Genomic DNA, 24828 nt, shown 5'->3' on the forward strand with positions numbered 1-24828 from the left:
AGCGATCGGCGGCCGTTGCGCGATTGCCGCCCGCCGACCTGTCCGTGGCTGTGGCGCGGTTGCCTGCAGCAGCCCGGTCGGTTGCTCCGGGGCGCGTACTAGCGTCGCTGCCACGGCCGCGATACTGGGAACGCCGGTCGGCACCCGACGCCTGCCCCGCAAATTTATCGCGCGTTGCATTGTCCCGGTAGGCGACGCCCTGGCGATGGCTCGCGTCATGCTGCCAGCGGCCGCCCTGTCCCTGCACCTTGCTGCTATCGAAGTTGCGGTCGACATTCCTCGCCCTGTCGGAGTTGATGTTGACGTCGCCCCCACCCCAACACGAGTTGCAGTCGCTGAAGATCGCGCCAGCGGCAGCGATACCAATACCCCAGGCGAATCCCGTCGCGAGGGCCGCGCCGGGGTAGTAACCAGGGTAGTAAGCCGGGTATGGCGGCCAATAGGTGGGCGGATAGGCAGGGTAGCTCCATGCGCCATAGACGACAGTCGGGTTGTAGGCGGGCACGTAGACCACCGCTGGATTGGCCGGTTCGATGCGCACAACGCTCGTCTGGCCACCTGCGGGCGCGGGCTCAACGATCACCTGCTGCTGCTCATTCGACTTCAGGTTGCCCGATTCCTGCGCGCGCGCCCGCAGTCGCTGCACCGCAGCGAACACATCCTTTTGCTGCGCAAGGAAAGCGTCGCCGAGCTTTTGTGTCCAGTCCAACTTGTCGTACATTGGCTCGAGAATCTGCGGGAACGCCACTAGTGATTTCACGCTGACGTCCCACGACTGGTTTTGTACCGCCTTTACAGCGTCGTCGCCCTTAACATTCGGATTCGCTTTTACCCAGCGTGCTGCGTGGACGATCTCCAGCGGATACGTCGATGCCATCAAAACCTGAGCCAGCACGGGGTCAGGGTAAAGAGCGATCGGCGCGACGAGTGCCTCGATCTCTTCTGGCTTGTATGCAGCCGGATTCTCGGGACCACTATCTGCGCAGGCTGGCATTGCGACCAGGAAAAGCAGCCACAAGAAAACCGTTCTCCATCGTTGATTCCATTGGGTCATGGCCTCTCCTTCAGGCGGGCTACTATCGCGGAACGCGATGCGTTCATGCCGTTTCCGGGTGAATTTAAACTGATCAGGTAGCTTAGGTTTTTACATCATAGTTCGTCATACTTACAAATAAAATGCCTTCACAGGCTATCCCATTGCCCGCAGAGTCGCTCATCATGAGTCGCACGGAGCAGTCCGGAATCGCGCCCACGCTCCGGTTCTCCTCGCAGGAATCAAGGTTTAACGCCATGCGCTGCCAACCTGGATATAGAACGCGTTCTGGTCCTTGCTGTGGGCGACGTCGACTCCAATCGAGACGCCCAGCTTGCGTGCGATCAGGTAACGGAAACCCGCCCCTACGCTTTGGACGTTCTGCGCCTGAGAGAAGCTCTCTAAACGCCCATAAGCCTTACCCACACCCGTAAACCCGAGCAGCGACCATCTGGGCGTTACGTCCCAGCGCAACTCGGTTTCAGCCGCAACCGCATTGCGATCCTGGTATCGACCCTTCTGAACCCCGCGCAGATCAACATACGGTTGTGCATAGAAGGGGGTGTTGCCGGTCGAAAACTTTGTATCTAGCCGCAGGCCAAGGATCAGCGTACGCGTCAGCGGAATCCACTTGAAGCCCCGCGCAGCGTAGACGTTGTAATTCTCGGTACCTCCAAACCCCGGGCGTGCAAATTGTGTTTCGAACTCGGCGAAGCTACCTGAACCCGGATAAAAAATGTTGTCGCGCGAATCGTAGTCCACGATGAGACTACCCGCGCCAATCCGCTGGTCCTTCTGGAAATTGCCCAGTTCACCGGGAACGCTACCACCCGTAAAGGTGGACGAAGAATCGAAGTAGACGTAACGCACTCCCCCATACCAGCGAGTGTTGCCCATGCGCACCAGAAATTGCTGTAGCAACGCGTTGCCCTGCAGCGTATAGGCCCTGGGCTGGCTGGACAGGCCGAAGTAATCCAGATGGGCATCGACTCTGGCTACCGCACCGAGATACCGGTATCGGTCATCGTCCCAGGTGTGAAAGTGAGCAGCGGCCGCCGCCCAGGTGCCGTTTGCCGTGTAGATACCGCCCAGCGCAGTGACGTTCGGGGGAACGCGGTTCGGATGATCGGCCGTTGTATCCGCAGCCGTTCCGGTCATTGGCCCTGAAAAGAAGAGCACTCCAAGCCCGAGACCATAACCGACGGCCGGCTCTGTGATCACGATCGGCACCGGCAGTGCGCCTTTGTGATCGAGAAGGAAGTCACTCATGTCCAGTTGCCCATCTTCAGGATCGAAAAAGCTGAGCGGCTGCTCATCGGCGCGGACGCTAACGGCCCCGACAGCGCTTGCGGTCACGATAGCAACGGTCAAACATGCTCGCCTTGACGCAAGAAGACCATTCATGCCGTACCTTAACAATCAGCATTGGTACAAGGTCCACACATCGCGCACTGCGCAACACCGTCGATATCCCAATCCAGCGAAAATGATGTCCGTGTCGCGGTTGTAACGCGTCACAACGCGGTTCCACTCAAGACCGGCTGCCCAGTCTGGCAACGCATGGCTCCACTTGTTATCTGGCGAGAGCATCGCCAAACTCCGAACACCAGAAGAAACTGCCATCGACGATGTCTGTGCGTACGTCTAACAATTCTGACAGGGTCGAACTGCTGTGGATGCGACAGAAACCTCTGCCGTTTGCCGCACCTGCATCGCCATCCCAGTTGCAGACGCAACTTGCCACCGTTGCATATGCGTGCAGGTTTGTTGGCGTACATGCCGAGGAACTTTAAGCGTATACACGATAGAAGCAATTCCGTATCGGACCTTGGTCGTACGGGATCATCTAACGACGCTTTTCAGCACGGAGCGCAGCGGCAACAGCAGGCCTCCACTTATCTTTGATCGTTGCATCAGACGTCGGTCGTGGCGGAAACCGCGCCAGCCTGACGCGCGGCTTCGAACGCCCCCGAACAGACTAGGACATCAAGGCGACCATGATTGACCCACCAGTGGTCAGAAGGATATTCGACGTCGCATAGGGCACCGTATAGCCGAGCACTGGAATGCGGCTGCCGGCCTTCTCCTGGACGGCAGCAAGGGCGGCTGTAAATGTCTGGGCACCGGCCAGTCCGCCCAACAGCATCAATGGATTCATTCGCAATACGTACCGACCGACCAGAAGCGCCACCGCCTGCGGCAGCATAGTCACCACAGCACCGGCCAGCAAGATGCCGAGTCCCAGTTCCTTCACCGCCTGGACGAACTCGGGGCCAGCCTGCAGGCCGGAACAAGCGACAAAGGCCGCCAGCCCGAAGTTGATCATGAGGTCCAATGCGGGCTGGGGAATATCACCCAGTGTCGGACGCAGCGAGCGCAGCCAACCGAGCAGCAGACCGGCGAGCAGGGTACCGACGCTAACGCTGAGCGTGAGCCTGACGTTACCCACCATGACATAAGGTAGCCCCAGCAGCGCCCCGCCAAGTATGCCAAGCCCAAGCATGGAGAGACTAGTGGCATGGTTGGGACGCAGCGGATAACCGATCTCCGCTGCAACTCTTTCGACCGCGCGCTGCGGGCCGACAAGTTCGAGCACGTCACCGCGATCCAGGACGGTCGCGGTACCGATCGGGATCTGTTGCGTGCCGCGCGTAATCGAGCGCAACCCCACGCCGCGAAAGTCGAACTCTGGCGCCTTCATCAACGCTTCGAGCGGAACCCCGCAAAGGGCTTTGTTCGTTATCACGACCTTCAATATTTCGATCGGGAACTGCAGCAGTCCTGGGTCGTGCAACTCGGTGCCAAACCGTGGACCGATCGTTACCAGGGCTGGCATTTGTCCGTAGAGGGTGACCGTGTCATCGGCTTGTAGCACGGTCTCTCGCCGCACCTCGATGGCGTTGCCGCCGCGCAGGATGTGCTCGACGAAATAGCGCATAGGAGATCCGCTGTGCTCCGCCTCGTCGACCCGCTTGCCCGCAAATTCGCCGCTGGAAAGAAGATATGAACGCACGGCGAATCTCTGGTGTGCCGTGAATACACCAGCCGCCTCGCGTTGAATCCCGAATTTGCGCTCCAGCGCGGCAGCCTCCTCGCGCGGGTTGATGCGCAGAATACGCGGAGCCAGGGAGCTGACGAACACGATCATGCCGATCGCGCCGAACAGGTAAGTCAGCGCATCGGCGACGGCGATGTGGTTTGCCATCAGTTTGCGCTCCGCCAAGGGCAACGGGAGGTTCATGATGGCGTCGGTGGCGGTACCAATCGCTGCAGATTGAGTCAGCCCTCCGCAAAAAATCCCGGCGGCGGTCCCCGCATCGAGCTTGAACAGATGCGCCATGAACCATGCCGTGCCAAGTCCTACGACCATCACCACGACAGACAGTAGCATCGGCTTGACGCCATCCTCCTTGAGTGCCTGAAAGAACTGCGGACCCGCGGCATAGCCGTTGGCGAACAGGAACAGCAGAAACAGCCCCCAGCGGAGCTCGCGGCTGACCTCCACATGGAGTTGCCCGATTGCCAGTGCGGCGATCAACGCTGCGGTGACCGTCCCCAGCGAGAACTTGCCTAGCTTGATACCGCCGACCCAATAGCCGATGCCGACCGCAAGGAACATCGCCAGTTCTGGCGATGCCTGCAGTGCCTTTGTCACCCAGTTCATCAGCACTTTACTCACCGCCTCAACATGCCAACGGGGCTCATCCTGATACAGCTGGTTGATGCCGTTGCTGAAACTGCGGCACCCATCACGATAGCGAAAACGACCAGCCCGGGCCGGTAGCCCTTAATCGTCACCTTGCCGGGAAATATCGGTGCGGCGATCCCGAAGAATAGTGGGATATAAGGACTGGCAATCAGCCACCCGGATAGCGCCTCCATTATTGGTCTCCTTGTTCACTACCAGCTGCGCAAGAGGTGTGACCCTGGTCAGGTCACCTGCGCCGGAGGGCGTCCAAGGCTTCCGGCTTGATTAATTCCAGCCCTCGCAGGGCGTTATAGCCATGAATTTCCTTCACATCCAGCTTGCGCATGAAGGCAATGGTCTCCGGCGTAATGACTTGTCCCGGGACCATGATTGGGAATCCAGGCGGATAAGGAATGACAAATCTGGCTGAGACAAGTTCGGGGCCTTCCTTCAGACGAGCGTCGATGCGCTCGTCGTTCAACTTGAGCCACTCGCATGCCTCCGGCTTGTAAGCCAGATAGTAGGCCGTGCGCATATCGCCTTCGGGCGTTGCGCTCTCACTATTTTCGCGCAGCGCATTGTGGAAACGGCTGAAGTTCGGCAGTTCCGGTACATCTTCGACGAGAGCCTTAACGCGCGCCGCGAAACTGGCCCGCGCGCTTTCGCCTCCTTCCTCCAACTCGCGCTCCAATGCGCGGGAGATGTCGGCAAGCGCCTTGATCAGGTGTGCCATGTCACTGCGCGTATTGTTGATGTTGATCTGGACCAGAACACTGTTGCGCGACGTCTTGTTGATCTGGATGTCATAGCTCTCGGCGAGCAGTCCCTTGAAACGGGTGCCGTCGTAGCCCGCGTTGCCGCAAAGCAGTGTGATGCGGGTGGGATCGAGAAAGAACTCGTCACTACGCAAGGCCTGGGTGGCATCGGAGATGGTCTTTCCGGCCATTCCGTAATCGGAGAAACCGGAAATCCGATACGTCTCCGGGATCATCTCCGCGGGTGTGGCTGCATGGAAATAGCGCGAGATGAGCGGATGATTGTTGATCTCCCTGCGGATCTCGATCGCCAGCTGAATGGCACGTTGTACCAGTTCGTATCCTTCGAGCTCCATCTGCCGTCGTGCCACGTCGATCGATGCGATGATCTGCAGGTTCGGGGAAGTGGACGTATGGGTGAAGAAAGCCTCTTTGAACTGTGCCTCGACGGTATGAAAGTCCTGGTCCGCCACGACGATGATCGAGCCCTGACGCAAGGCCGACATCGACTTGTGGATCGAATCGGTTTCATAGACGCGAATGCGGACCTGATCCGGGTCGGGCAGGAGTTGCATGTCAAGCAGGCGCGAGTCGGTCGCGCCAATGTCCGCGGAGGATTGCCTGAATGCCTCATACCTGTCGCGGTATGCGGGATCGTGCATAAGCTCACGCAATTTCGCGGCACCGCCCATGGCCGTGCGCATGCGCAGTAGCGGCGAAAAGCGGGCGTAGCCGAACCAGGCCTCATCCCAGAGGAAAATCAGGTCAGGCTTGATGGACAGACACTCAAGCATGGTCTGTTCCACGTTGGCGACGTGGCCGTCGAAAGTGCAATTGGTCAGCACCAGCATCCTGGCACGGTCGAGCTTGCCTTCAGCCTTGAGCGCCAACAGCGCCTGCTTGATAGGCCGTATCGCCAGGCTACCGTACATCGAGTACTGCGTCAGCGGGTACGCGTCGATGTAGAGCGGCTGCGCGCCGGCCAGCACGATGCCATAGTGATGCGACTTGTGGCAGTCGCGGTCGATCAGCACGATGTCGCCCGGCGTCAGCAGCGCCTGATGCACGATCTTGTTTGCAGTCGAGGTACCGTTGGTCACGAAGAACGTGCGGTCTCCACCTAGCGCACGTGCGGCCTTGTCCTGAGACGCCTTGATATTGCCAGTGGGTTCGAGCAGGCTGTCGAGCCCTCCGGTCGTTGCCGAAGATTCGGCAAGGAATAGATTCGCGCCATAGAATTCGCCCATGTCGCGAATCCAGTTGGATTTAAAGATCGACTTGCCTCGCGCCACCGGCAGCGCGTGGAAGGTGCCGATGGGACGTGCAGCATAGTGCTTGAGGTTGTCGAAGTACGGTGCGTCGTAACGGTCCCTGATGCCGTCCAGGATGGCCAAATGGATCTCCATCGGCTCTTCCGCGCCGTAGAATATCCGACGCAGGGGCGCGGCAGCATCCGAGCCCGCCAACTGACCTACGTCGCGGTCGGTGGAGAGAAACACGTCGAGTTCGGGGCGCAGGCCACGCACCAGACGAGCGAGTGCGGAGCCCATGTCCTCCATCTCCGCTCCCATTCCGGCAGGCGTATTGCGGACAATGATGTCACGCAGTGCAGCCGACGTAAATTGCGAGGCAAAGCTAAAGCCATCGACAATCACCACCGACTGCAGGTTGTAGTTGAAAATGGTCGCCAGCACGGCGTCTTCGAAGCTGCCAACCACCACCATTTCGTAGACGAAGCTGTCGTCGTCACGGCGCAGGCGGCGGAAGCCGTCGCGGATATCAGGCCAGGTGGAACGCTCGCCGGCAGCAACCACGAGAACTTCGAAATAGGGCTTACGACTTTGTCCGTGGCCGATGGAGGGAGGCAGAAAATCCGGTAACCGTAGCTCACCCTCCTCTTCCGCCTTCCAGGCTTCCTTATCATCACGGTAGCTATTGGACATCAAAGCCGCGCTGATCCGCTGCACGAGACGGGACAGGATATCGTACTCGCTCGCCGCAAGTCGTTCATGCACCTGGGCCATCAGGAAGGGGCCTGGATACGCGTTCAGTTCCTCGAGCGGCCCCAGATCATCCAGTACCGACCGTGCCTGGTCGCGCAAACCGTCTGCCTCCTGCTGCGGCTGCCTCGCCACGGCGCGCAAGACCCGGTTCAGGCTGCGCCAGTGATCGACCCGCGCTTCCGCGGCCGAGAAAAACTGGTTGAGGCCGAACTCCGGCACAAGCTTGGCGACGGTTTCCATCTCGGGTCTCCCGGGCGTTCTTTCATACGGCCATCAGAGGCGTGAGCTTTTCGCTGGCCGTATTCATCCGGCACGCTTCGATGGCGACAGGTTAAATGCAAAGGGCGCCGTGGCCGGCATGATCGCCAGTGTGTACAGGGTCGGTATGTGCAGGATCCACAGGGCCCTGTTGTTGTCCAGCCGGTTGCCGGCCGTAGCGTTGTAGCGCTCGACATAATCGGAAAAAGCATTGTTCGTGCGACTCGGCCAATCTTTCGATAGCCCGATTCGTTCAGATTCGCGAGCGATACCCGGCCCGACGGATACGGCGTGCCAATGCCGTGCCCAGCCGCAGGCGTCTCTCGAATCGGTCCGTCTTCGTCACTACAATGGTTCTTCTTGCTGCAACCGACAATACGACTTTGGTCCCACAACCTGTCCGCGCAGACATCCCGGAGGCTGTGGTCGCGTAGTGCAGCCAGAGCGGCTGGCGGGAGCTAACGTCAAGAGTGGAGTATGTGCAGCTTGATTCTGACGGACGGTTGCGAACGCCGACTCGTGATCTGTGGGTATAGCGTTGGCCCGGCTGCCCGCTGGCGCCGGAGCCAACCATTCCTGCCGCCCAATGGTTTCTTAACCGTCAGCTTGTTGGTCACCGACACCCCCCAGGAACTGCCCCCGCAATATCTGCGACCTCGCCAATCTGCGACGCATCCGTGACCGTTCCGTTCAGCGTCACCGCGCCGTCTTTTGCGACGATGCTGATATGAACGGCTATCGGTACATCATTGCGACCGCATCCGCTTCAATTCATCGATGCGCAGATGATAACTCTGTAGTAGACAAGCTTTGTCGGCACACGCATTGCGAGAACTACGAAGCCATGCGCGTTGATCCGCTCGCAATCGCGTCCTGTTAGCCAATACTTTCATCTTTCGGCCATAGACTGTTGCCAACGCTTTATCGACACTTGCGAGTTCCGAATCCCCGCAAATCAGTTGATCCTGGACAGATATCAGTTTGCTGCAATCGAAACTTTGCATCAATGCAGTCTTCGTCCCGCGCTGGATCTCCAAGAGCCCTGGTTTGCATAGCCCTTGCAGCGACTTGCAAGCCTCATCGTGCCCGACCCATGCCATGTCCGTCGCACCATATTGCTTAACGAAACGATTGATGCCTGCATGGCTTACGCCCCTTTGCATTGCGTTTGCCGCGATTATTTCGTTGCAGAGCGAGTCCTCGGCGTAGGTTCGCCCATCTCGCCGGTAGCAACTGTGAAAACCGAGTAGTCCAGTACCAACAACGCTTCGGCGTTCCCCTGAAGCAAACAGAATGGACGCGCAAGCGGACGCGCACCTTGCATTATCTGGCACTGCCGTATAAACACGTACACTGTCCATTGCATCGACCACCCGGAAAGCGGCCTCCACATTCCCTCCTGGACTATTTAAAACAAGAATGACAAGGCCTTCGTCATCGCGGTCAGCCAGTTTGGCGAGCGCCATGAACTTGTCTGCATCACCGTCCTGAATCCTCCCCTCGGCGATAATCATTTTCAGCTTGAGTTGTGGTTGGTAGTAGATCTTGAAGTCCATCGCAGGCGCCACGCCGGGAATCATCAGTACAGTAAAACAAAGCCAGCCAAGAAATCGGGTGATCCAGCCTGACGCCGCCGCGTGTGTAACTGTTCGGTGCTCAATGCTACGCATGCGCTTCTCCTCGGAACACCAGAAGCATAGTCTCGAGTCCATCGAGGGTGCCGTGATGACCTGAAGGTCCGACATTGACAGAAGTGAAATGAACGCCTCCCGCCCGTGAACGTGCGAGCAAAGGAAGGCGGATCCTAACGGGCCAACGGCATCAATGTCTCCAAGCTGAAAACACAAGATTTCCCAGGCAACCGGAGGATTCAAATTAATTTTACGGCAGTCGGCACGGATATCGCCTAGCACGTGTCCGTTCGGCCGACCGCGTCCAGGCAGTTGCCGAAGCATCTGCAAGGACGAAGGTCGGCTCTGTCCGAGGGCGGACTTTGGTGTGCCAATCAGTCCGGTCTTGCGGCGGCAGTTAGGGGCGGTGGGACGCGCTGGCTGGGACGGCATTGACGAGCGATGTTGGCCTGCTCTATCGGTACCTCGCTTTTTACGGCTCGGGCAGTCAACTCGTACAAACGCTGCGTTTTAACGGCCCGAGCTTGAACGTGACCTTCAAGTTCTGATCGGGCTTTGGCGGCCTGTTGCCTGGCCTCGGTTCGATCGATTTCCGGCACAGGCGTGGGCAACACCGTGCTGGGTATCCGGTACCGTTATCGGGCCCGGCATGGTTTGCCCTGCTCATCGCTGCGTTGCGCGAAGCGCGGCGCGAATATTAGCCACGCTCTTGCTGCGCGCTTCGGTAGGACCAAGGTCCGATAGTCGCGGTCCGTCGCGCTGGTAAGCTGGAGATACGGCGTATCCGCCGCATCACGTCCGCCCTGGGTGTGGCCGGCCTGCCTGACGCGTCGCGCCTGCGGGGCTGCGGGCGGCAGATCGCCGAAGCGGGAGCGACGATCGATAGACAACAACCCCCACACTGTTTCTCGAAGTTGAAGCGAACCTGATGCTCTCCATGCCATGCCTTCGCGCCACGGTCGACGGCAGGCGCGGATTTGATCGCGCCCAGGATTGGTTTCATTGGACGCAGGTTTCGGGACATCGTTCATCGGAGATCACATCATGCCAGGATGGAGCCCCCGGTTTATCACTATAGTCGCGATGATTCTCGCCACCTTGTCGGCCGCTTCATGGGCCACAGAGCAAGCGCAACAACGCCGTGCGGGACGTGACGTCCGCCAGGAAACACGGCAGGGTTCACGACATACCAAGCAGGAGTGCCGCGCCACAGACCAGAAAAGCAATTCGCACTGCCGACAGGATAAGCGCCAAACCAAGCAGAACGGACGTCAGACGGCGCGCGATATCAAGTATTGAGTAGTGAGCGCTGGAGGCCGCATACCGCGACAAGAATATGTGCATTGCCGGGTGTCGTATTCAACCGAGGGAAACAGCGATGACTCAATCGGGTAAGCCTCAATCTCACTCGCGCAGCGACAACGTCGTTCGAGCCCGGTCAGGGAAAAACGTGGATATCATCTTGAGGCGCCTCGCGCTCATCAGTGTCTGCGCGTTGTTGCTACCGTTGACCGGCTGCCCGTACTACGCGGTGCCGCCCGGAACCGTTGTCACCACACCGGCAAGCTTCGATCGGTCCTTCTCCGCTGCGGCGGACGCAATGCGCGACGAAGGCCTGACGATCAGCGTCGAGGACCCAGGCAGCGGCACCGTCATCGGTAGACTAAACGGCAGCACCGTAACGGCGAGCGTGCGCCAACAAGCCGACGGCAGCGTCGTCGTGCAGTTCAACTCACCTGATCCGCGCGACCCGACGCTGCTCGATCGCATCTCGCGCGGCTACGATCGGCGAATGGGACGCTAACGCGCTGCATGAGCTGCTATGCAGATAGACGCCGCAACCTGGATCCCCGGGCATCGGCTTGGCGATCAAGTATGGTCTGGCCGCTACCGTACTATGATTAAGGTGGTGAGCCTATATCAACGATTGAGCTGTACGGTGAGCTTTACCGTGCCCGCAACTTCAAGCAGTGGATGAGCAAGGGCCTGTATCTGGGCACGCTGATGGTAGGGATCGAGCAGAAGCTGATGGGCGGCAATGTGCCGTGGCCGCCGCACTGGGTCATCCGATCGGTGCAACCGGCGCATTGATTACCGTCAAGGCTCTCCATGAACTGAAACGCGTTGACGGCCGCTTCGCACTGGTGACCATGTGCATTGGTGGCGGTCAGGGTATTGCAGCCATCTTCGAAAATATTCAATAACCCCCAGAAATGCTGGCCGATCTGCAACGAGGCCGGACCAGCCGTAATCAACGCCTCCTGGAAACGGCGACTTCTGAATAGGGATTGCTTTGCGTAGTCTGCGAATATTGGCTATCTTTAACTGACGATCTTGTACACCGAACGGAAGGACAGAAGCGATCATGAAAATTGGGAACCTCGCCAGACTCCTCCTTTTGGCATGCGTCTCGCTGACATCGAACGTCTATGCGCAAGCCAGCAGCGACGTGCCGATGGCATCGAGTCCCGCGAGTTCGGGGAAATCGATACCTACGGACCGCCAACTGGCTCGCGACGTACGCAAGGCATTGTCGAAAACACCCAATTTCGTCGTATCGAACGTGTACGTAAAGGCGCACGATGGCGCCGTGACACTTACAGGCTCTGTCGGCGAAGGCGCTCAGATTGAACAGGCAACGGAAGTGGCGAAGGGCGTCCCGGGTGTCACGTCGGTAAGAAACCATCTGACGCACTATACCCGCGGATATTAGCCAGGCTCTTTCGCAATATCACGAACAGCTCCCGAGGATTCGCCCACGGCACTATCATTTTCCTTTTTGAAATCGCCGTTGATCGGAGTCCTGCCACGCGTCTGGCGTGAACGTCCATTACCGGAAGTCGCGACCCACGCACGCATGGACAAACATTGCGATCAAGGCAACCGCCTTTCCATAGTCGACTTGCGCGCAAGCATAGAAGTTGACCGCCTATGGCCCCTTGTCGTCGGTGTAACTCTCTCGCCCGGGATAGACCCCCGCCAGGCGGGCGATGAGTATCGCGATGAATAAAGTTCCGGTTATCTGCTCGATCATGCATAAGCCTCGCGCCTGGCGCGTGAGGGGTGCCACGTCTCCGAAGCCCGTACTCGTGAGCACGGTAATACTCAGATAAAGGGCATCGGCATACACCAGTCGTCCCGGCTGCCCGACGATCATGTATGACCTTGGATAGAAAAATCCGATGATCGGGTAAAGGTACGCCCAGAGCACACCGATCAGGAGATACGCAGCTGCGGCGCCAAAGAGCTTGTCCTGTGTCAGGATCCTCGGCAGGAAAACGTAGCGCATGAGATACACGGTAGTGATGAAATAAAGTATGGCGCTGAACATCCATGACCATGTCAGGTCCGCGTCGCTGTCGTGCCATAGACCGAGATATTGGAACCACACCGCGGGAACGGCGAGTAGCAGCGCGACGACGAACGATAGGGTCGTGCGCCCGACAGCTGAGATCGTCGCGATGAGCAGAACCATGTTGACACCATTCAGGACCAGGCGACCGTGGTCGCTGGCGGGGACGAACGACACTGCGCCGATAAGAACGAGCAGCACGGCAAACAACCAGAAACAGCGCTGGAAAAGAATGCGCGACAGGGCGTGGCGCGTGTCATTGATACCCATATTGACCTCTCGCTCGGTTCATCATGCGGGTGACTCGCAGGCTGCGGCTCGCGCCATCGCGAGCGCAAGGGCTTTGTTGCAATCGCACATAGGTCAGGGCCCTTGTGCGAATTTGAGTAAGCCAAAGACCAGTGGCGCCGGCCTTCGTATCACGGGCGCCACTGCCATTACCGATATCGCGGTGGCGTGCCTCTATCATATCTACGGCTGTAGTACTAAAAGCTCATAGCAAACCCGAGCGAGGCTCCATGCACGTTGTGCCCGAAAACATATCTCACGAGTACGCGGGTGCGGGTGATGACAACCGGATACTTGCTGCTGTCGAGTTCCAGACCCACGCCCAATGACGTGAGGTCGTTGAATCCCAACACACCCGCGCTGTCGCCGAAATAGTGCGAGTAGGCGGTTTCCAGCACATAGCGAATCGGCCGGTCGAGCGCGTGCCAACCGGTAGGCGCGCGCCAGCGTGCCCACAGGCTGAACTGTTGCGCCATGGCCGAACCCTGCACCGCTCCAGACTCACCGCCGAAGCTTCGCAGATCGATATCGGTCGCGCGCAATTCGACATCGACTTCATAGTTTTCGCGGTAGTGCTCGTAATCGAGCATTGCCGAACCACCATAGCCGTATGCGTTCAACGCGCCGTTGTCGAGAAACTGGAGGTTACTGTCCGTGACGTGATTGATAACCGACTGCCCCACCCTCAGATCGCTCGCGACACGTCCGATGGTTCCGTTCAGGATTGGACGAAACACCAGTTCATCCGTGATGTGGAAGTCCCAACCGATACCGGCCGTGGAACTGAAAGTATTCCATCGTGTCGGCAGCGGACGCTGTTCAACGCCATCGGTGGCGATGAATGTCGGGTCGTAACGGCTATATGCCAGCGTGCCCTCCAGATACAACGGGAACGCCTTGCTCAGTGTGAAGCCGCCGCCCAGCTGCGTCTGTCCGAAGCTGGGATTGTCGGTGGAACCACTGTTGATCGACAGCGAGCTGGTGGTGACGTCGGGAACCGTCGTATAGGTCATGATTGCGAGCACGGCGTCAGCATGCTGCTTCACGTTGCCGCCGATAACCGTGCGGCTCGACAATGCATCCGGCGTGACCTGCGCGCTGGAATGAAACGGCACGAGGATCAGGAACAAGCCAGCGCATGTCACCACACGCGCATGTTTCCGATTGCCTCGCCAAACGTCCAACAGATTGCAAGCCGACTTCATGGCTCGAATGCGCATACGCACTCCTGTCAGTTGCGGCGCCACGCGGGCTTCGATCGTCCACCGTTCATCTTGCCAGGCTGGTACTGCGTCAGGCAATACCGCATCGATTCGCCCGTATATCGTAGTGGACACCACATCGCCGTACCCGATAGTCAGCGCCGTGATAGCGCAGAAGTACGAGGTCTGGTCCAACGGCGTTCGAAAATCTGAAGCATCAGGCACGCGTAGAGAGCAACACCCACAAAGAGTGCCATGCGCACCGCGAACGCCTTGTACACATCCTTCCCAGCGGCGTTGTCCTGCACGGATTGACCAAGCAGGATGATCATCGTGACGAAGCTGTTAAGCCAGAAACCGGGCGAATATCGCGTCGGGCTGATGCCATAGAGCTTTCGTCCGATCAGCAGGCCGAACAGCAGCATCCACAGAAAGAGCATCCAGAGATGGACAAAGAATCGCAGCGAAAACCAGAACACGATTGCGAGCAGGCCACCGAGGAGTGTGGTGCCGAGCAGTTCGCGCGCCGCACCACGGGCCGTCGTGCCGCAGCTTTGTCTGCCGAGGCTCACGGACTTCATGATGATCGGCATGTAGCCGCCCGGGTCGCTCATCGCAAGCAGCCACGCAGGCATGACGACGAGCGCGGCGCGTAATGCGATCCGGCTCGCCTGATCTCCCGGCACGATGCGCACGGCGGGCTCGGGCCGTGCACTCAGGGGCTCGGGGAGCAGCCAATGAGTCAATCCCGACATCGTCACTGCAAGCAACAGGCCCTTTACCAGCGCGCCAACGACCGTTGCCGCCAACTGGAAGTCAGCCGTACCTGCTGCGGTAATCATTGTCAGCCCAGCGACCAGAAAGGTCGCAACCAGGCTGTTACCGCCGCGCAACCCATAGCGAAATGCGAGGAACAACGCAAGCCCGATCAGCAGCACGCCAGCCGCCGGATAATAGCGAAGCACCGGAACAAGCAACAGCCCAGTGCTGGTCGTCAACGCGACGACCAGCGCAACAACCAGACTTGCCTTGAAAGACAGCGGTCGGTTCTGCGTCGCGAGTAGAAACACGGCAAATACCGGCGCGACCACAGGAATCGGCAACGCCAGCGCGAAACTGATCGCAAGGCAAAGTGCCGTGCCGATTGCAACCCGCAGTGCACGCCGATCAAGGCGCTGGAGTTCGATCTGCATGAATTGCCTCAGTAGAGGTATGAAAGCCAGCTCATCACATACAAGAACACGCGACCGGGCGGATTGAGTGGATTGCCCTCGCTCGGAAATGCCATCACCTCGGCCTGCCCTCCCACCCGGATGTTATGCAGTCGTGCACGCTCACCTTTGACGAACTCGATGGTCACCGGAAAACGTTGTGCCGGACGTAACCAGTCCCGGCTGTTCTGGACCGTCGGCAAATTACCGGGCGGCGTGCTCTGGCCCACGCTCACGCCGTAGCCGATACTGCGGATCCGTCCTTCGAATGTTTCGCCCGGCAGTGCATCCAGCGCGATGGCCACAGGTGTGCCCGGATGCAGGCGACCAAGGTTGTTCTCGGTCATGTCCGCGCTGACCCAGACATCGTGAATCGCGATCAGCGTCATAACCGGGCTGCCCGCCGCCGTGAACTGGCCGACTTCAGTGCGCAGATCCGTGATGACGCCAGACGAGCGCGCCCGGATCTGGGTATTGGCCAGATCGAGTTCTGCTTTTTCCAGCGCAGCGGCGGCGCTGCGCAACTGCGCATTTTCCGTGTCGCCGCCACCTTGCTGCTCGCGCGCGCGTTCCACTTCGGCACGGGCTGCGGCGACCTGGCTCTCAGCCTGCTCGTGAGTCGCACGCGCGACTTCCAGGCGTCGCAGCGAAACTGTGCCCTCGTCTTCCCCATAAAGTCGTTCAAGACGCTCGCTGTCCTGACGCCCCTTGACCTCGTTCGCGATTGCCGCCCGCAACGATGCGAGCGCCGAATCGATCCCGGCGGTGCTAGCGCCAATCTGCCGGCGCGTCGACTCGAGATCGGCCCGCGCGCGATCGACGGCAATGCGGTACTGCTCCTTATCGACCTCGAACAGCACGTCGCCCGCACTGACCTCCTGGTCGTTGTGGACCAGAACGCGTGTCACCCGTCCCGAGGCTTCCGAGGCGACGGGTACGACGTAGGCCTGAACACGCGCCTGTTGCGTATAAGGCGCGAAGCGGTCGGCGAGCAGATACCAGATCAGGCTCACGACGATCAGGCCAACGACCCACTTCACGGCCTTATCCGATGAACTGGCTGCGGACGCCGGCGCATCCGGCGTGACGGTGGAAGGCTTGGCCGGGTCGCTCATCGGGACGGACCTTCGGATGGGCGAGGGTTTGCGGAGGAAGGCATATTCGATTCGTTCAGCAACTCGCCCCAATCGGTTCGCTGCTGCATCTGCTGGCGGGTCGCGGAGTCGACGAGCGGCGCCTCCGTGTACCAGCCTCCCCCAACCGCCTTGTAGAGCGCGATCAGACTGCTCACGGCATTGCTGCGGTTGACAATGTAAGCATCCTGTTGAGCAAACAGCGCGCGCTGCGCATCGAGGACCCGCTGAAAATCGGAGTAGCCTTCCCGATAGATCGTATTGGCGAGCGTCAGCGAGCGCCGCGCCGCCCCTTGCGCGTCATGCAGGATGCTGTCACGCTGTATTGCGGCGAGCAGCGCCGTCGCCTGGTCGTCGGCCTCGCGCGCGGCCTCGCGCACTGTGTCCTGATAGGCAACGATCAACTCTTGCAGACGGGCATCCTGGACGCGCACATTATTGGTGATCTTGCCGTGATCAAACAGGTTCCATGTGATGCTCGGGCCGCCCACGACGGCAAGCGTGCTGGGTGCACCCGTGAGCGAGCTGGCGCTCCAGACCAATGAGCCCAGCAACGACACGGACGGATACAGGTCGGCCTTCGCAACGCCGATCAGCGCGGACTGCGCAGCCATCTGATACTCGGCTGCACGAACGTCGGGGCGACGCAGCAGCAGATTGGCCGGCACGTCCTGCAGCACGGCACGATCGACCAGCGGAACCACACCTTCCTTGCCCGGCTGCTCATCGAGTTCCGGCAACGGTCCCGGAGGCCGGCCAATCAGGACGGACAGCGCATGGCGCGCAAGCATGATCTGGCTCTCGAGGTCAGGGATGTTGCTCAGCGTGCCGAGATATTGCGTCTTCGCCTGCTGAAGATCCAATTCGTCGGTTTCGCCGCTCTTGAAGAGCAATCGCGTGATCTCATAGCTACGCTTTTGCAACTGGGCGTTCTCGCGCGCGATGTGCAGCCGCGCCTCTGCTGTGCGCAAAGTGAAATACGTCGTGGCGACCTGCGCGTGCAACAGAACAAGCACGTCATCGCGATTGGCTTGCGCGGCGAAAAAAACGGCGTCGGCCGACTCGATCGCGCGGCTGAAACGCCCCCAGAAATCCAGCTCCCATCCGATGCTGAAACCCATGCCGTACTGCAAGAAACTCCCGGAGCGAGGGTCAAACCCATCAGAGCGTTTGCGCGCCGAATAAAGCAGGTCGGCATTGGCCTGCTGCAACTGCGGGTAACGCCCCGCGACAGCAATACCCAATTGGGCACGCGCCTCGATGATGCGCAGGCCGGCGATCTTCAGGTCGCCGTTGTGTACATCTGCCTCGGCAATCAGACCGTCGAGATTCTGGTCCGCGAAAATCCGCCACCATTGCTGTGCGTCAGGCTGGATGCCCTGCTCTGTGACCTGCTCGATCGCTGGGCTGCTCCAGTGTTCGCTCCAGCTCTCATGCTGTGGGCGAAAGTCCGGTCCCACGCGCATGCATCCGCTCATGCAAGCTGCCCCAAGCAGAACCGGCATTCCGTATAGGCGCATGAAAGGCGACACGAAGCCATCTCCGCAGTTTCAAGGCCGATTCTCTTCCTGAACCCGCTCAAGCTCCGGCTGTTCTCGCACCCATCGCCAGAACAGCTTATAACCGACCGCCAGCATCACGGGACCAATGAACAGGCCAACTACGCCGCCGGTCACCATGCCGCCGAGCGCCCCGATCAGCACCACTGGCATCGGCACTGCAACGCCACGTCCAAGGAGCAAAGGCTTGAGGACGTTATCGGCGAGACCGGCCACAAAGATATAAACCGAGAAAACAATCGTCGCCGTGTTGGCCCCATCCGTGAATATCACGAAGATGATCACGGGGACGGTGATTAGCGTGGCGGGCAACTGCATGATGCCGACCAGCAGCACGGCGAGCGCAAGCAGGCCGGCGCCGGGAATCCCCATGACGATGAACCCGACGCCAATCAGCACCATCTGGATAAACGCAATACCGACCACGCCCTGTGCCACCGCGCGAACGGTGGCCGTGCAAAGGTCGGTAATTTCCACACCATTCTCAGGGCCCGAGATGCGCGAGGCGATCAGTACCGCGCTGCGGTGGCCCTTCTCGCCGTGCGCCATGAGAATGCCCGCGATGATCAATGCGAAGAAGAAGATCAAGAGACCCGCGCCGAGGCCGGTGAGTGTACCGAGTACCGCAAGGCCCGCATCCTTGAACTGCGGCGCAAACCGGTGAGCGAGACCTGTGAGATTAGTGAAGGCCTGCTGCCAGAAGTCGTACACACGCTGCCCCACCAGCGGCCAGCTCGCGACCGATTCGGCAGGCGGGGGGATGCGGAAGCCGCCACTTTTGACTACCGCCATCACGTGGTCGATCGAGTCGGCAATGGTGACGCCCAACAGATACGCTGGCACAAGAATCACGCCAAATGCGACGAGAATGATCAGCGTGGCGATCGAGCCATCCGCTCCTGGGAATCGGCGACGAAGCCTGGCCTGCAGCGGATAGAGGGTGATTGCGAGGATCAGCGCCCAGACCATCAGGTTGAGAAACGGGACGAAGATCCGAAAGCAGAAAACGGCGAGAACCGCCACAAGTCCGGCGCGGATCAATACGTCAAGCATCTCTCGGGATAGAACCCTGGGCGCTGTCGGCGTGGTCAGCATTGATATCTCCTCGCAGGTCGCCGTGACCATCGGCCTAACGGCAAACCAGGCTTGCCGGGGACCGGGCATGACCGGCGTCGCTGTCAGCGCACAACACTCCTCAGGAGCCGGAAATGCAGCACTTCTCTATTCGTTGAGGTAGCGATATTCTGCGAACCAGACAGTTGGTACGCCGAGACCAGGGCGCAGAGGAGCAGCCACGGGATGAATCGTCCGGCACGCTCGGCATACGAGCCCAACACCCTGACCACTTCGGTATTGCGGAGCAGGTTTTACTGGCTCGTGCCCTGTTGGGCGGCCTCAACTGCCGCGTCGCGCTTCTTATCGGCTTCCGCTTTCTTGTGGTCATAGACCTTTTTTGCAGCCGCGACCTCACGGTTGTATTCTCGATTCGCCGCAGCGACCTGCTGGTGCATTCTGACTATCTCATCCGGATGTTGAGCGGCCGTCGGTGCGTTCGCGTCAGAAGCTCCTTGCGCCCTGGCGCAAGGAAGGGATATCAGCGTGAGAAAAGTGATCATCACGGCCACAATCGTGTTTTTCACATCGAACTCCCAATATTGGCCCACTTGTGGGTTTGTCGTTGGACAAGCTTGCGAGCTTTCAGCGTATACACGTTGAAATGAATTTTGTATTGGACTTTGGTCGTACGCGGATCCTGCGCCGATCCTCTCGAAGCGATGGGTGTGATGCGAAAGACTTGAAGTAGTTCGGCGGGCAGTTCCACGGGGGGCGACGGCGGCAAGCGAAGCCATTTATCTTTCACATGAGTTCGTGCGATAAATCTCGACATGGAGTGGCGCTGACATGCGTCAGAATCGTAGCGCTCACCTCGTACCTCGTTGAATAAGCCACTACTATGTAAGGGTGAAACGATGATCTTGCGATTATCTATATCGCCTTTACCGACCGTGGGAGACAGCTCATGCACCAGCGTTCTGTTTTGTTGCGCGCCTGCTCTGTAGCACTGACGCTTTCAGCATGCGTGCAACCGCATCAGCAGATTCAACCCGGTGCCGATGAGGCCGCGGTTATAAGCCGTCTGGGGGAGCCGAAGGAAACCTACGATTTGCCGAATGGTGGAAAACGCCTGATGTGGCCGACCCAGCCGATGGGCACGACGACCACGGTCGCCGATCTCGATTCATCCGGCAAGGTGCTGAGCATGCGGCAGGTACTGCAGGAGAACGAGTTCTACCGCGCCGAGGTCGGAAAGTGGACGCGCAACGATGTCCTGGTCAATTTTGGCAAGCCCTTTGAGACATCCTACTTTTCGAGGATGAAACGCGAAGTATGGTCGTATCGCTATGTGGAGAACAACATAAACCACATGATATTTCACTTCTACTTTGACGATCAGGGCGTCTTGCGCCTCACTCAGAAGACGCCGGACCCGGATCGGGACCCCAGCATGCGAGGCAGGTTCTGAGGCCATGCGTTGCGCTGATGCGTGCGAGATGCGAGCATCGACTCAATCAAGCAGGTCGGCTGAAAAGTTATCACGCGCTCATTGCACACCGGATGCCGGAGCAGACGCGTTTTCGCTTTTCTTTTTCGCGTGATCCGGCGTAGTGCTCTTCGCATCACGCGCTTTTTTATGTGCTGCCCGTTGAGTGTCCTGCATCTGCTTCGTCGCCGCCGCGCCAGTTTGTGCGTATACGTCAATGGGCGAAATTGAACCTACAACGACGCACGCTGCAATTGCCCGAGCTGCTACGTAGTAAGCGTTCATGGCATTCTCCATGGGAAACCCTGCGTACCACTCCATTTGCAACCGGATCAATACACCTCCGCAGGGCAAGGACTGCGCTGGGATCACGTCACAGCTTCGCGCGTGAGAATGGCCGGTGACCCGTCACGATCGCGTTCGGGAAAGTGACAAGCCGCTGGAGCACAGCGTGGATGACGATGGTGCCGGAGAGGTCGAGGAAGAACAGGTCCGCCTTCTGCTCGTACAAGTCGATCGCGAGGCCCCCGACTTCGCGCTCCTCAACGCATTAATGCCCGCTTCCGCGTCGATAAGGCCGCCGCCTGGTGACACCGGCTGCGATCAAAGGCTTCTCCATTGCAGGAAGGGGCCGCCCGATGGGGGCTTCTACAATCTAGGTTCAAGCCGGTCAAAGCACAATGCGACTATGGGCCTACATCGTCAACGCTGTGGCCGCTGTATCATGTCCGCAATGCCTCTGCAGCTATTGCAGCCGGATGAATCGTGCCGGATTCGACCCCTGGAATTATCGCTGGACTGCCACAATTGCTGAGTTGCAACGCTTTACGCCTTGAGTCCGATTACATTGAATTTGCCGGCGACATTGGCGGCCCACGCAGGCGCGACGCCTGAGCGCTGACTGATTCGAAATGACGCTCCAGACAAGCCGTATTCCACAAACGTAGAATTCGCAGTCCTTAGAGTAGTGTAATCCGCGAGTGCTGCTGCCCGCTTTTCAAGCATTGGATTTATTGCATGCAGCGATCGACTGGAGAGCTCTCCCAGTTAAGGCGGCCCAAACTGCTCCGGCCGCTTCAGTGAATTCCGCGCTGTTTCTCAGGACGAGCGCCGCGCCCGCTGCCGAGGTCCGCGACTGCTGACGGTCATCACGTCGATTATCCGCAACTCGGAAGGGCCTAGAGGTTCGGCAAACTCTACGGCGAACAGCCGTTCTTTCGGAGACAGGATATGCGCAAACTCATTATGGGTATCGTCGAATTCCGGGAGAAAATGCTGCCGCAATACGCGAAGCACTTCGGCAAGCTCGCGCTTTCGCACGCTCCTGATGCGCTCTTCGTCACCTGCTCGGACAGCAGGGTCGTGCCTGATCTGCTCGCCTCTACGCACCCAGGCGATCTTTTCACGATGCGTAACGTTGGCAACCTGGTACCGCCGGCAACCGCGGAGGGAATCTCCACAGGCGACCTCTCCGAGGCGAGCGCAATCGAGTATGCCGTGCTGGTGCTGAAAGTCGCGAGTATCGTCGTCTGCGGGCATTCCGAATGCGGTGCGATGAAAGCCGTTTACGCGCGCGACCCGAAGGTGAAAGCGCCGAACCTCGCAAAATGGCTTTACCACGCCAACAATGCAGCGTTTCGCCTCGAACAGGAAGGTCCGCTCGATGACAGGCTGAAACCGTACGATCAATTGTCGCAACTCAACGTACTTGCGCAGCTTGAGCATCTGATGACCTACCCAATCGTCCGCAAACAGGTCACCGCTGGGGCGCTTGTATTGAGCGGCTGGTGGTTCGACATTGCGACCGGTGACATGTATGCCTATGAGCGCACCAGCCGGTCATTCGAAGTCATCGACCGCGCGATGGCTGATCGGATGATTGCGCGCCTCGCCGCGCGGGCCCGGTGAAAGGATGCGGAGTTTTCCGCCCAATGCGCGATCACCACACTTCCATTTCAGACAGACTCCTTCCTGTTCAGCAAGCAGGGAAACGAAATCAGGTTCAGCTCTCCGCGGTCAGTGCCTGATATCAGACGGATGGGCGACTTCCTGGACTCCCCGGACAGCCGCCGCGATGACCAGACCTGTAATCAGCAAGCCGACAAGGCCAAGCAATACCGCATCTATTCGCCCGAGCGTGGTGGTAGGAACCACGTCGCCGTATCCGATCGTCAGCGCCGTAATGGCGCAGAAGTACACGGTCTCCCCCAACGGCGAGGAAGTTCGATTCTGCGTCTCGACCGGTCCACCGAAGTAGTACATTGCGACCGTCAATATTAAAAACAGCAGCAGTAGCCCTGCGAGCAGCGCACGCAAGTACCAGATGGTTTTGCCAAATTCCCGCAATATGTCACGAGCCCGCGGGGCGGGGCCTGCATCTCTTGCGGCCTTTTCCATAAAGCATACCTCCAGAGATCTACTGCCAGATCAAATCGCGGTCGACGTTATCAACGGCAATGTAGTTGGGAGATGTCATGCGACGGTTCGCCGTCGCTGAGTCGCCTTCACAACCCGTGCTGCTCCCCGGAACGCTACTGTCACCCCCCGGCAACCCGGCGAACCCACCTGTTAAATAAAAACTCACGATACAGAGCCAATGCCTCGCAATCGATCTTTTTCAGCAGTTGATTCAGCGACGACTTTCTACCAACTTGATGCGGCTTGCCGCCTCTCTTCCTCAAACATTTATCCCATTGCATCACGCGTTGTTCGTAGTCCGAAAACTTGCTCCTGTTTGCAACACAATACTCGTGAGATGTTCTAACATCATAGTAGGCATGAAGTCGAATACTCATGCACGGGGTTCTGCAATTTTCTGTCAATCGCAACGGGCCTGATTAGTTCGGATACCTGTCAACCATTCGGATACCTGTCAACCACTATGAAGGAGCGGCCATGTCCCGATGGAATTATCAATGGGTCACGGCATTGTGCCTGTGGCTGCTTGTCGCGCTAACGCTGGGAGCGGGTGCCGCGCGTGCTCAAACTGAGCAGGCGCCACCCGGCGAGCCATTCAAGCCGGAAGAAATCGAGGCGTTGGTTGCGCCGATCGCGCTTTACCCCGACTCCGTGCTGTCGCAAGTCCTGATGGCGTCGACCTATCCGCTCGAAATCGTGCATGCCGCGCGCTGGGTCAAGACCAATCCGGATGTCAAGGGCGACGCGGCCGTGAAGGCTGTCGAGAACCAGTCATGGGATGTCAGCGTGAAATCACTGGTTGCCTTTCCGCAAATTCTCGAGCCCATGAACGACAAGCTCGACTGGACCACCAAGCTCGGTGACGCGTTTCTCGCACAGCAAAAGGACGTCTTTGCCGCCGTGCAGCGCTTACGCGCCCGCGCCAAGGATTCGGGCAACCTCAAGTCGAACGAGCAGCAAAACGTTGTCGTCGAACAGGCGCCCGCCGGCGGGCAGACTATCGTGAAAATCGAGCCCGCCAACCCGCAGGTGATCTACGTGCCTGCCTATAACCCGACCGTCGTGTATGGTGCCTGGAGTTATCCAGCCTATCCGCCAACCTATTGGCCGCCACCCCCGGCCTATTATCCAGGCGCTGCGCTGGCGACGGGGCTCGCCTGGGGCGTCGGACTCGCCGCCGCGGGCGCGATCTTCAGCGACTGCAACTGGGGCGGCAACGACGTCAATATCAACGTCAATAAGGCCGCGAACATCGATCGCAACTTCGACCGTACCAAGGTCGAAGGAGGACGCTGGCAGCATGACGGAAGCCATCGTGAGGGCGTCGCGTACCGCGACAACGCGACCCGCGAGAAGTACTCGCGCGGCGTCGCCGGCGCGGAGGGACGCAATGATTTCCGCGGTCGCGATACGGGCGGCAACGGGCGCGCCAACACCTCTGACCGAGCGGGCGCAGGCGATCGAACTGGAACGGCGGACAGGTCAAATGCGGGCAATCGCGCATCGACCGCAGACAGGTCGAACGCAGGCAATCGCGCATCGACCGCGGACAGATCGAATACGGGCGATCGCGGCGGCGCGTCGAATCGCGCAGGCACGAACAACGTCTCACGCGCCAGCGAACGCGTAGGGGGTGCAGGGGGAGGTGGTATGAGTGGCGGCCGCGACAACGCATTTCAGGGCGTAGGCGCGGGTGGCGCGACTCAACGCAGTGCTGACCGCGGCCGCTCCAGCATGCAGGGATCCGGCGCCAAC

The 24828-nt window shown here is 59.2% G+C and carries 20 protein-coding genes and 2 pseudogenes; 7 read left to right on the plus strand and 15 right to left on the minus strand.

Annotated elements, in window-relative coordinates; genetic code table 11:
• From WCA85_RS00715 to WCA85_RS00740, 6 genes are all read right to left on the minus strand, one after another.
• On the minus strand, nt 1-1054 hold a 1054-nt coding region (locus tag WCA85_RS00715; RefSeq protein WP_424061070.1), incomplete at its 3' end, for a DUF3300 domain-containing protein.
• 228 nt (nt 1055-1282) lie between these two features.
• Entirely contained in the window at nt 1283-2437 is a 1155-nt protein-coding gene (locus WCA85_RS00720; RefSeq protein WP_424061071.1) for a BamA/TamA family outer membrane protein, read from the minus strand.
• Nucleotides 2438-3011: 574 nt separating this feature from the next.
• A complete protein-coding gene (gene aspT, locus WCA85_RS00725) occupies nt 3012-4697 on the minus strand; it encodes an aspartate-alanine antiporter (RefSeq protein ID WP_424061091.1) in 1686 nt (561 codons plus the stop codon).
• A gap of 271 nt (nt 4698-4968) precedes the next feature.
• On the minus strand, nt 4969-7719 hold the full coding sequence (locus WCA85_RS00730) for a decarboxylase (protein WP_424061073.1): 2751 nt from the start codon (nt 7717-7719) through the stop codon (nt 4969-4971).
• 631 nt (nt 7720-8350) lie between these two features.
• Nucleotides 8351-8437, minus strand: coding sequence for a hypothetical protein (locus WCA85_RS00735; RefSeq protein ID WP_424061092.1), 87 nt, complete (start codon nt 8435-8437; stop codon nt 8351-8353).
• A 46-nt stretch (nt 8438-8483) separates the two neighbouring features.
• Complete coding sequence (locus WCA85_RS00740; RefSeq protein ID WP_424061074.1) at nt 8484-9407, minus strand: ATP-dependent Clp protease proteolytic subunit; 924 nt, start codon at nt 9405-9407, stop codon at nt 8484-8486.
• A 1411-nt stretch (nt 9408-10818) separates the two neighbouring features.
• Here WCA85_RS00740 and WCA85_RS00745 point away from each other — a divergent pair.
• From WCA85_RS00745 to WCA85_RS00760, 4 genes and pseudogenes are all read left to right on the plus strand, one after another.
• Nucleotides 10819-11172, plus strand: a complete 354-nt coding sequence (locus WCA85_RS00745) for a hypothetical protein (protein WP_424061076.1) — start codon at nt 10819-10821, stop codon at nt 11170-11172.
• Between the two features lie 107 nt (nt 11173-11279).
• Nucleotides 11280-11453 (plus strand): annotated as a pseudogene (locus tag WCA85_RS00750) (electron transfer flavoprotein-ubiquinone oxidoreductase); the annotation flags it as partial.
• Nucleotides 11423-11572: pseudogene (locus WCA85_RS00755) on the plus strand (acetyl-CoA C-acyltransferase); the annotation flags it as partial. The pseudogenes WCA85_RS00750 and WCA85_RS00755, both read left to right, overlap by 31 nt.
• A gap of 161 nt (nt 11573-11733) precedes the next feature.
• Nucleotides 11734-12081: a BON domain-containing protein gene (locus WCA85_RS00760; RefSeq protein ID WP_424061077.1), complete on the plus strand. Its 348-nt coding sequence runs from the start codon at nt 11734-11736 to the stop codon at nt 12079-12081.
• A gap of 216 nt (nt 12082-12297) precedes the next feature.
• On the opposite strand, the gene WCA85_RS00765 is transcribed toward WCA85_RS00760, so the two are convergent.
• The 7 genes from WCA85_RS00765 to WCA85_RS00795 all read right to left on the minus strand — a co-directional run bounded on the left by WCA85_RS00765 (nt 12298) and on the right by WCA85_RS00795 (nt 19753).
• Nucleotides 12298-12990, minus strand: coding sequence for a potassium channel family protein (locus WCA85_RS00765; RefSeq protein WP_424061079.1), 693 nt, complete (start codon nt 12988-12990; stop codon nt 12298-12300).
• A 215-nt stretch (nt 12991-13205) separates the two neighbouring features.
• Nucleotides 13206-14228, minus strand: coding sequence for a hypothetical protein (locus WCA85_RS00770; RefSeq protein WP_424061094.1), 1023 nt, complete (start codon nt 14226-14228; stop codon nt 13206-13208).
• A gap of 137 nt (nt 14229-14365) precedes the next feature.
• A complete protein-coding gene (locus WCA85_RS00775; RefSeq protein ID WP_424061081.1) occupies nt 14366-15403 on the minus strand; it encodes a DUF2955 domain-containing protein in 1038 nt (345 codons plus the stop codon).
• An 8-nt stretch (nt 15404-15411) separates the two neighbouring features.
• On the minus strand, nt 15412-16536 hold the full coding sequence (locus tag WCA85_RS00780) for an HlyD family secretion protein (protein WP_424061082.1): 1125 nt from the start codon (nt 16534-16536) through the stop codon (nt 15412-15414).
• Nucleotides 16533-18074 (minus strand): TolC family protein, encoded by a 1542-nt coding sequence (locus WCA85_RS00785; protein WP_424061095.1) that lies wholly within the window; start codon nt 18072-18074, stop codon nt 16533-16535. The genes WCA85_RS00780 and WCA85_RS00785 overlap by 4 nt, the downstream gene beginning before the upstream one ends.
• A gap of 30 nt (nt 18075-18104) precedes the next feature.
• Nucleotides 18105-19208, minus strand: coding sequence for an AI-2E family transporter (locus tag WCA85_RS00790; protein ID WP_424061084.1), 1104 nt, complete (start codon nt 19206-19208; stop codon nt 18105-18107).
• Between the two features lie 272 nt (nt 19209-19480).
• Complete coding sequence (locus WCA85_RS00795; RefSeq protein WP_424061085.1) at nt 19481-19753, minus strand: hypothetical protein; 273 nt, start codon at nt 19751-19753, stop codon at nt 19481-19483.
• Nucleotides 19754-20133: 380 nt separating this feature from the next.
• Between WCA85_RS00795 and WCA85_RS00800 the strand changes: the two genes are divergently transcribed.
• Nucleotides 20134-20637 carry a hypothetical protein gene (locus WCA85_RS00800; protein ID WP_424061086.1) on the plus strand — a complete coding sequence of 168 codons (504 nt, stop codon included), beginning with the start codon at nt 20134-20136 and terminating at the stop codon, nt 20635-20637.
• Nucleotides 20638-21028: 391 nt separating this feature from the next.
• Here the strand turns inward: WCA85_RS00800 and WCA85_RS00805 are convergent, their stop codons facing one another.
• Nucleotides 21029-21166, minus strand: a complete 138-nt coding sequence (locus WCA85_RS00805; protein ID WP_424061087.1) for a hypothetical protein — start codon at nt 21164-21166, stop codon at nt 21029-21031.
• A gap of 719 nt (nt 21167-21885) precedes the next feature.
• Here WCA85_RS00805 and WCA85_RS00810 point away from each other — a divergent pair.
• Nucleotides 21886-22563, plus strand: coding sequence for a carbonic anhydrase (locus WCA85_RS00810; RefSeq protein WP_424061088.1), 678 nt, complete (start codon nt 21886-21888; stop codon nt 22561-22563).
• A gap of 108 nt (nt 22564-22671) precedes the next feature.
• On the opposite strand, the gene WCA85_RS00815 is transcribed toward WCA85_RS00810, so the two are convergent.
• On the minus strand, nt 22672-23052 hold the full coding sequence (locus WCA85_RS00815; protein WP_424061089.1) for a potassium channel family protein: 381 nt from the start codon (nt 23050-23052) through the stop codon (nt 22672-22674).
• Between the two features lie 498 nt (nt 23053-23550).
• Here WCA85_RS00815 and WCA85_RS00820 point away from each other — a divergent pair.
• On the plus strand, nt 23551-24828 hold a 1278-nt coding region (locus tag WCA85_RS00820; protein ID WP_424061090.1), incomplete at its 3' end, for a DUF3300 domain-containing protein.

Origin of the sequence: Paraburkholderia sp. (assembly GCF_049581445.1) — a bacterium.
Classification (GTDB): domain Bacteria; phylum Pseudomonadota; class Gammaproteobacteria; order Burkholderiales; family Burkholderiaceae; genus Paraburkholderia.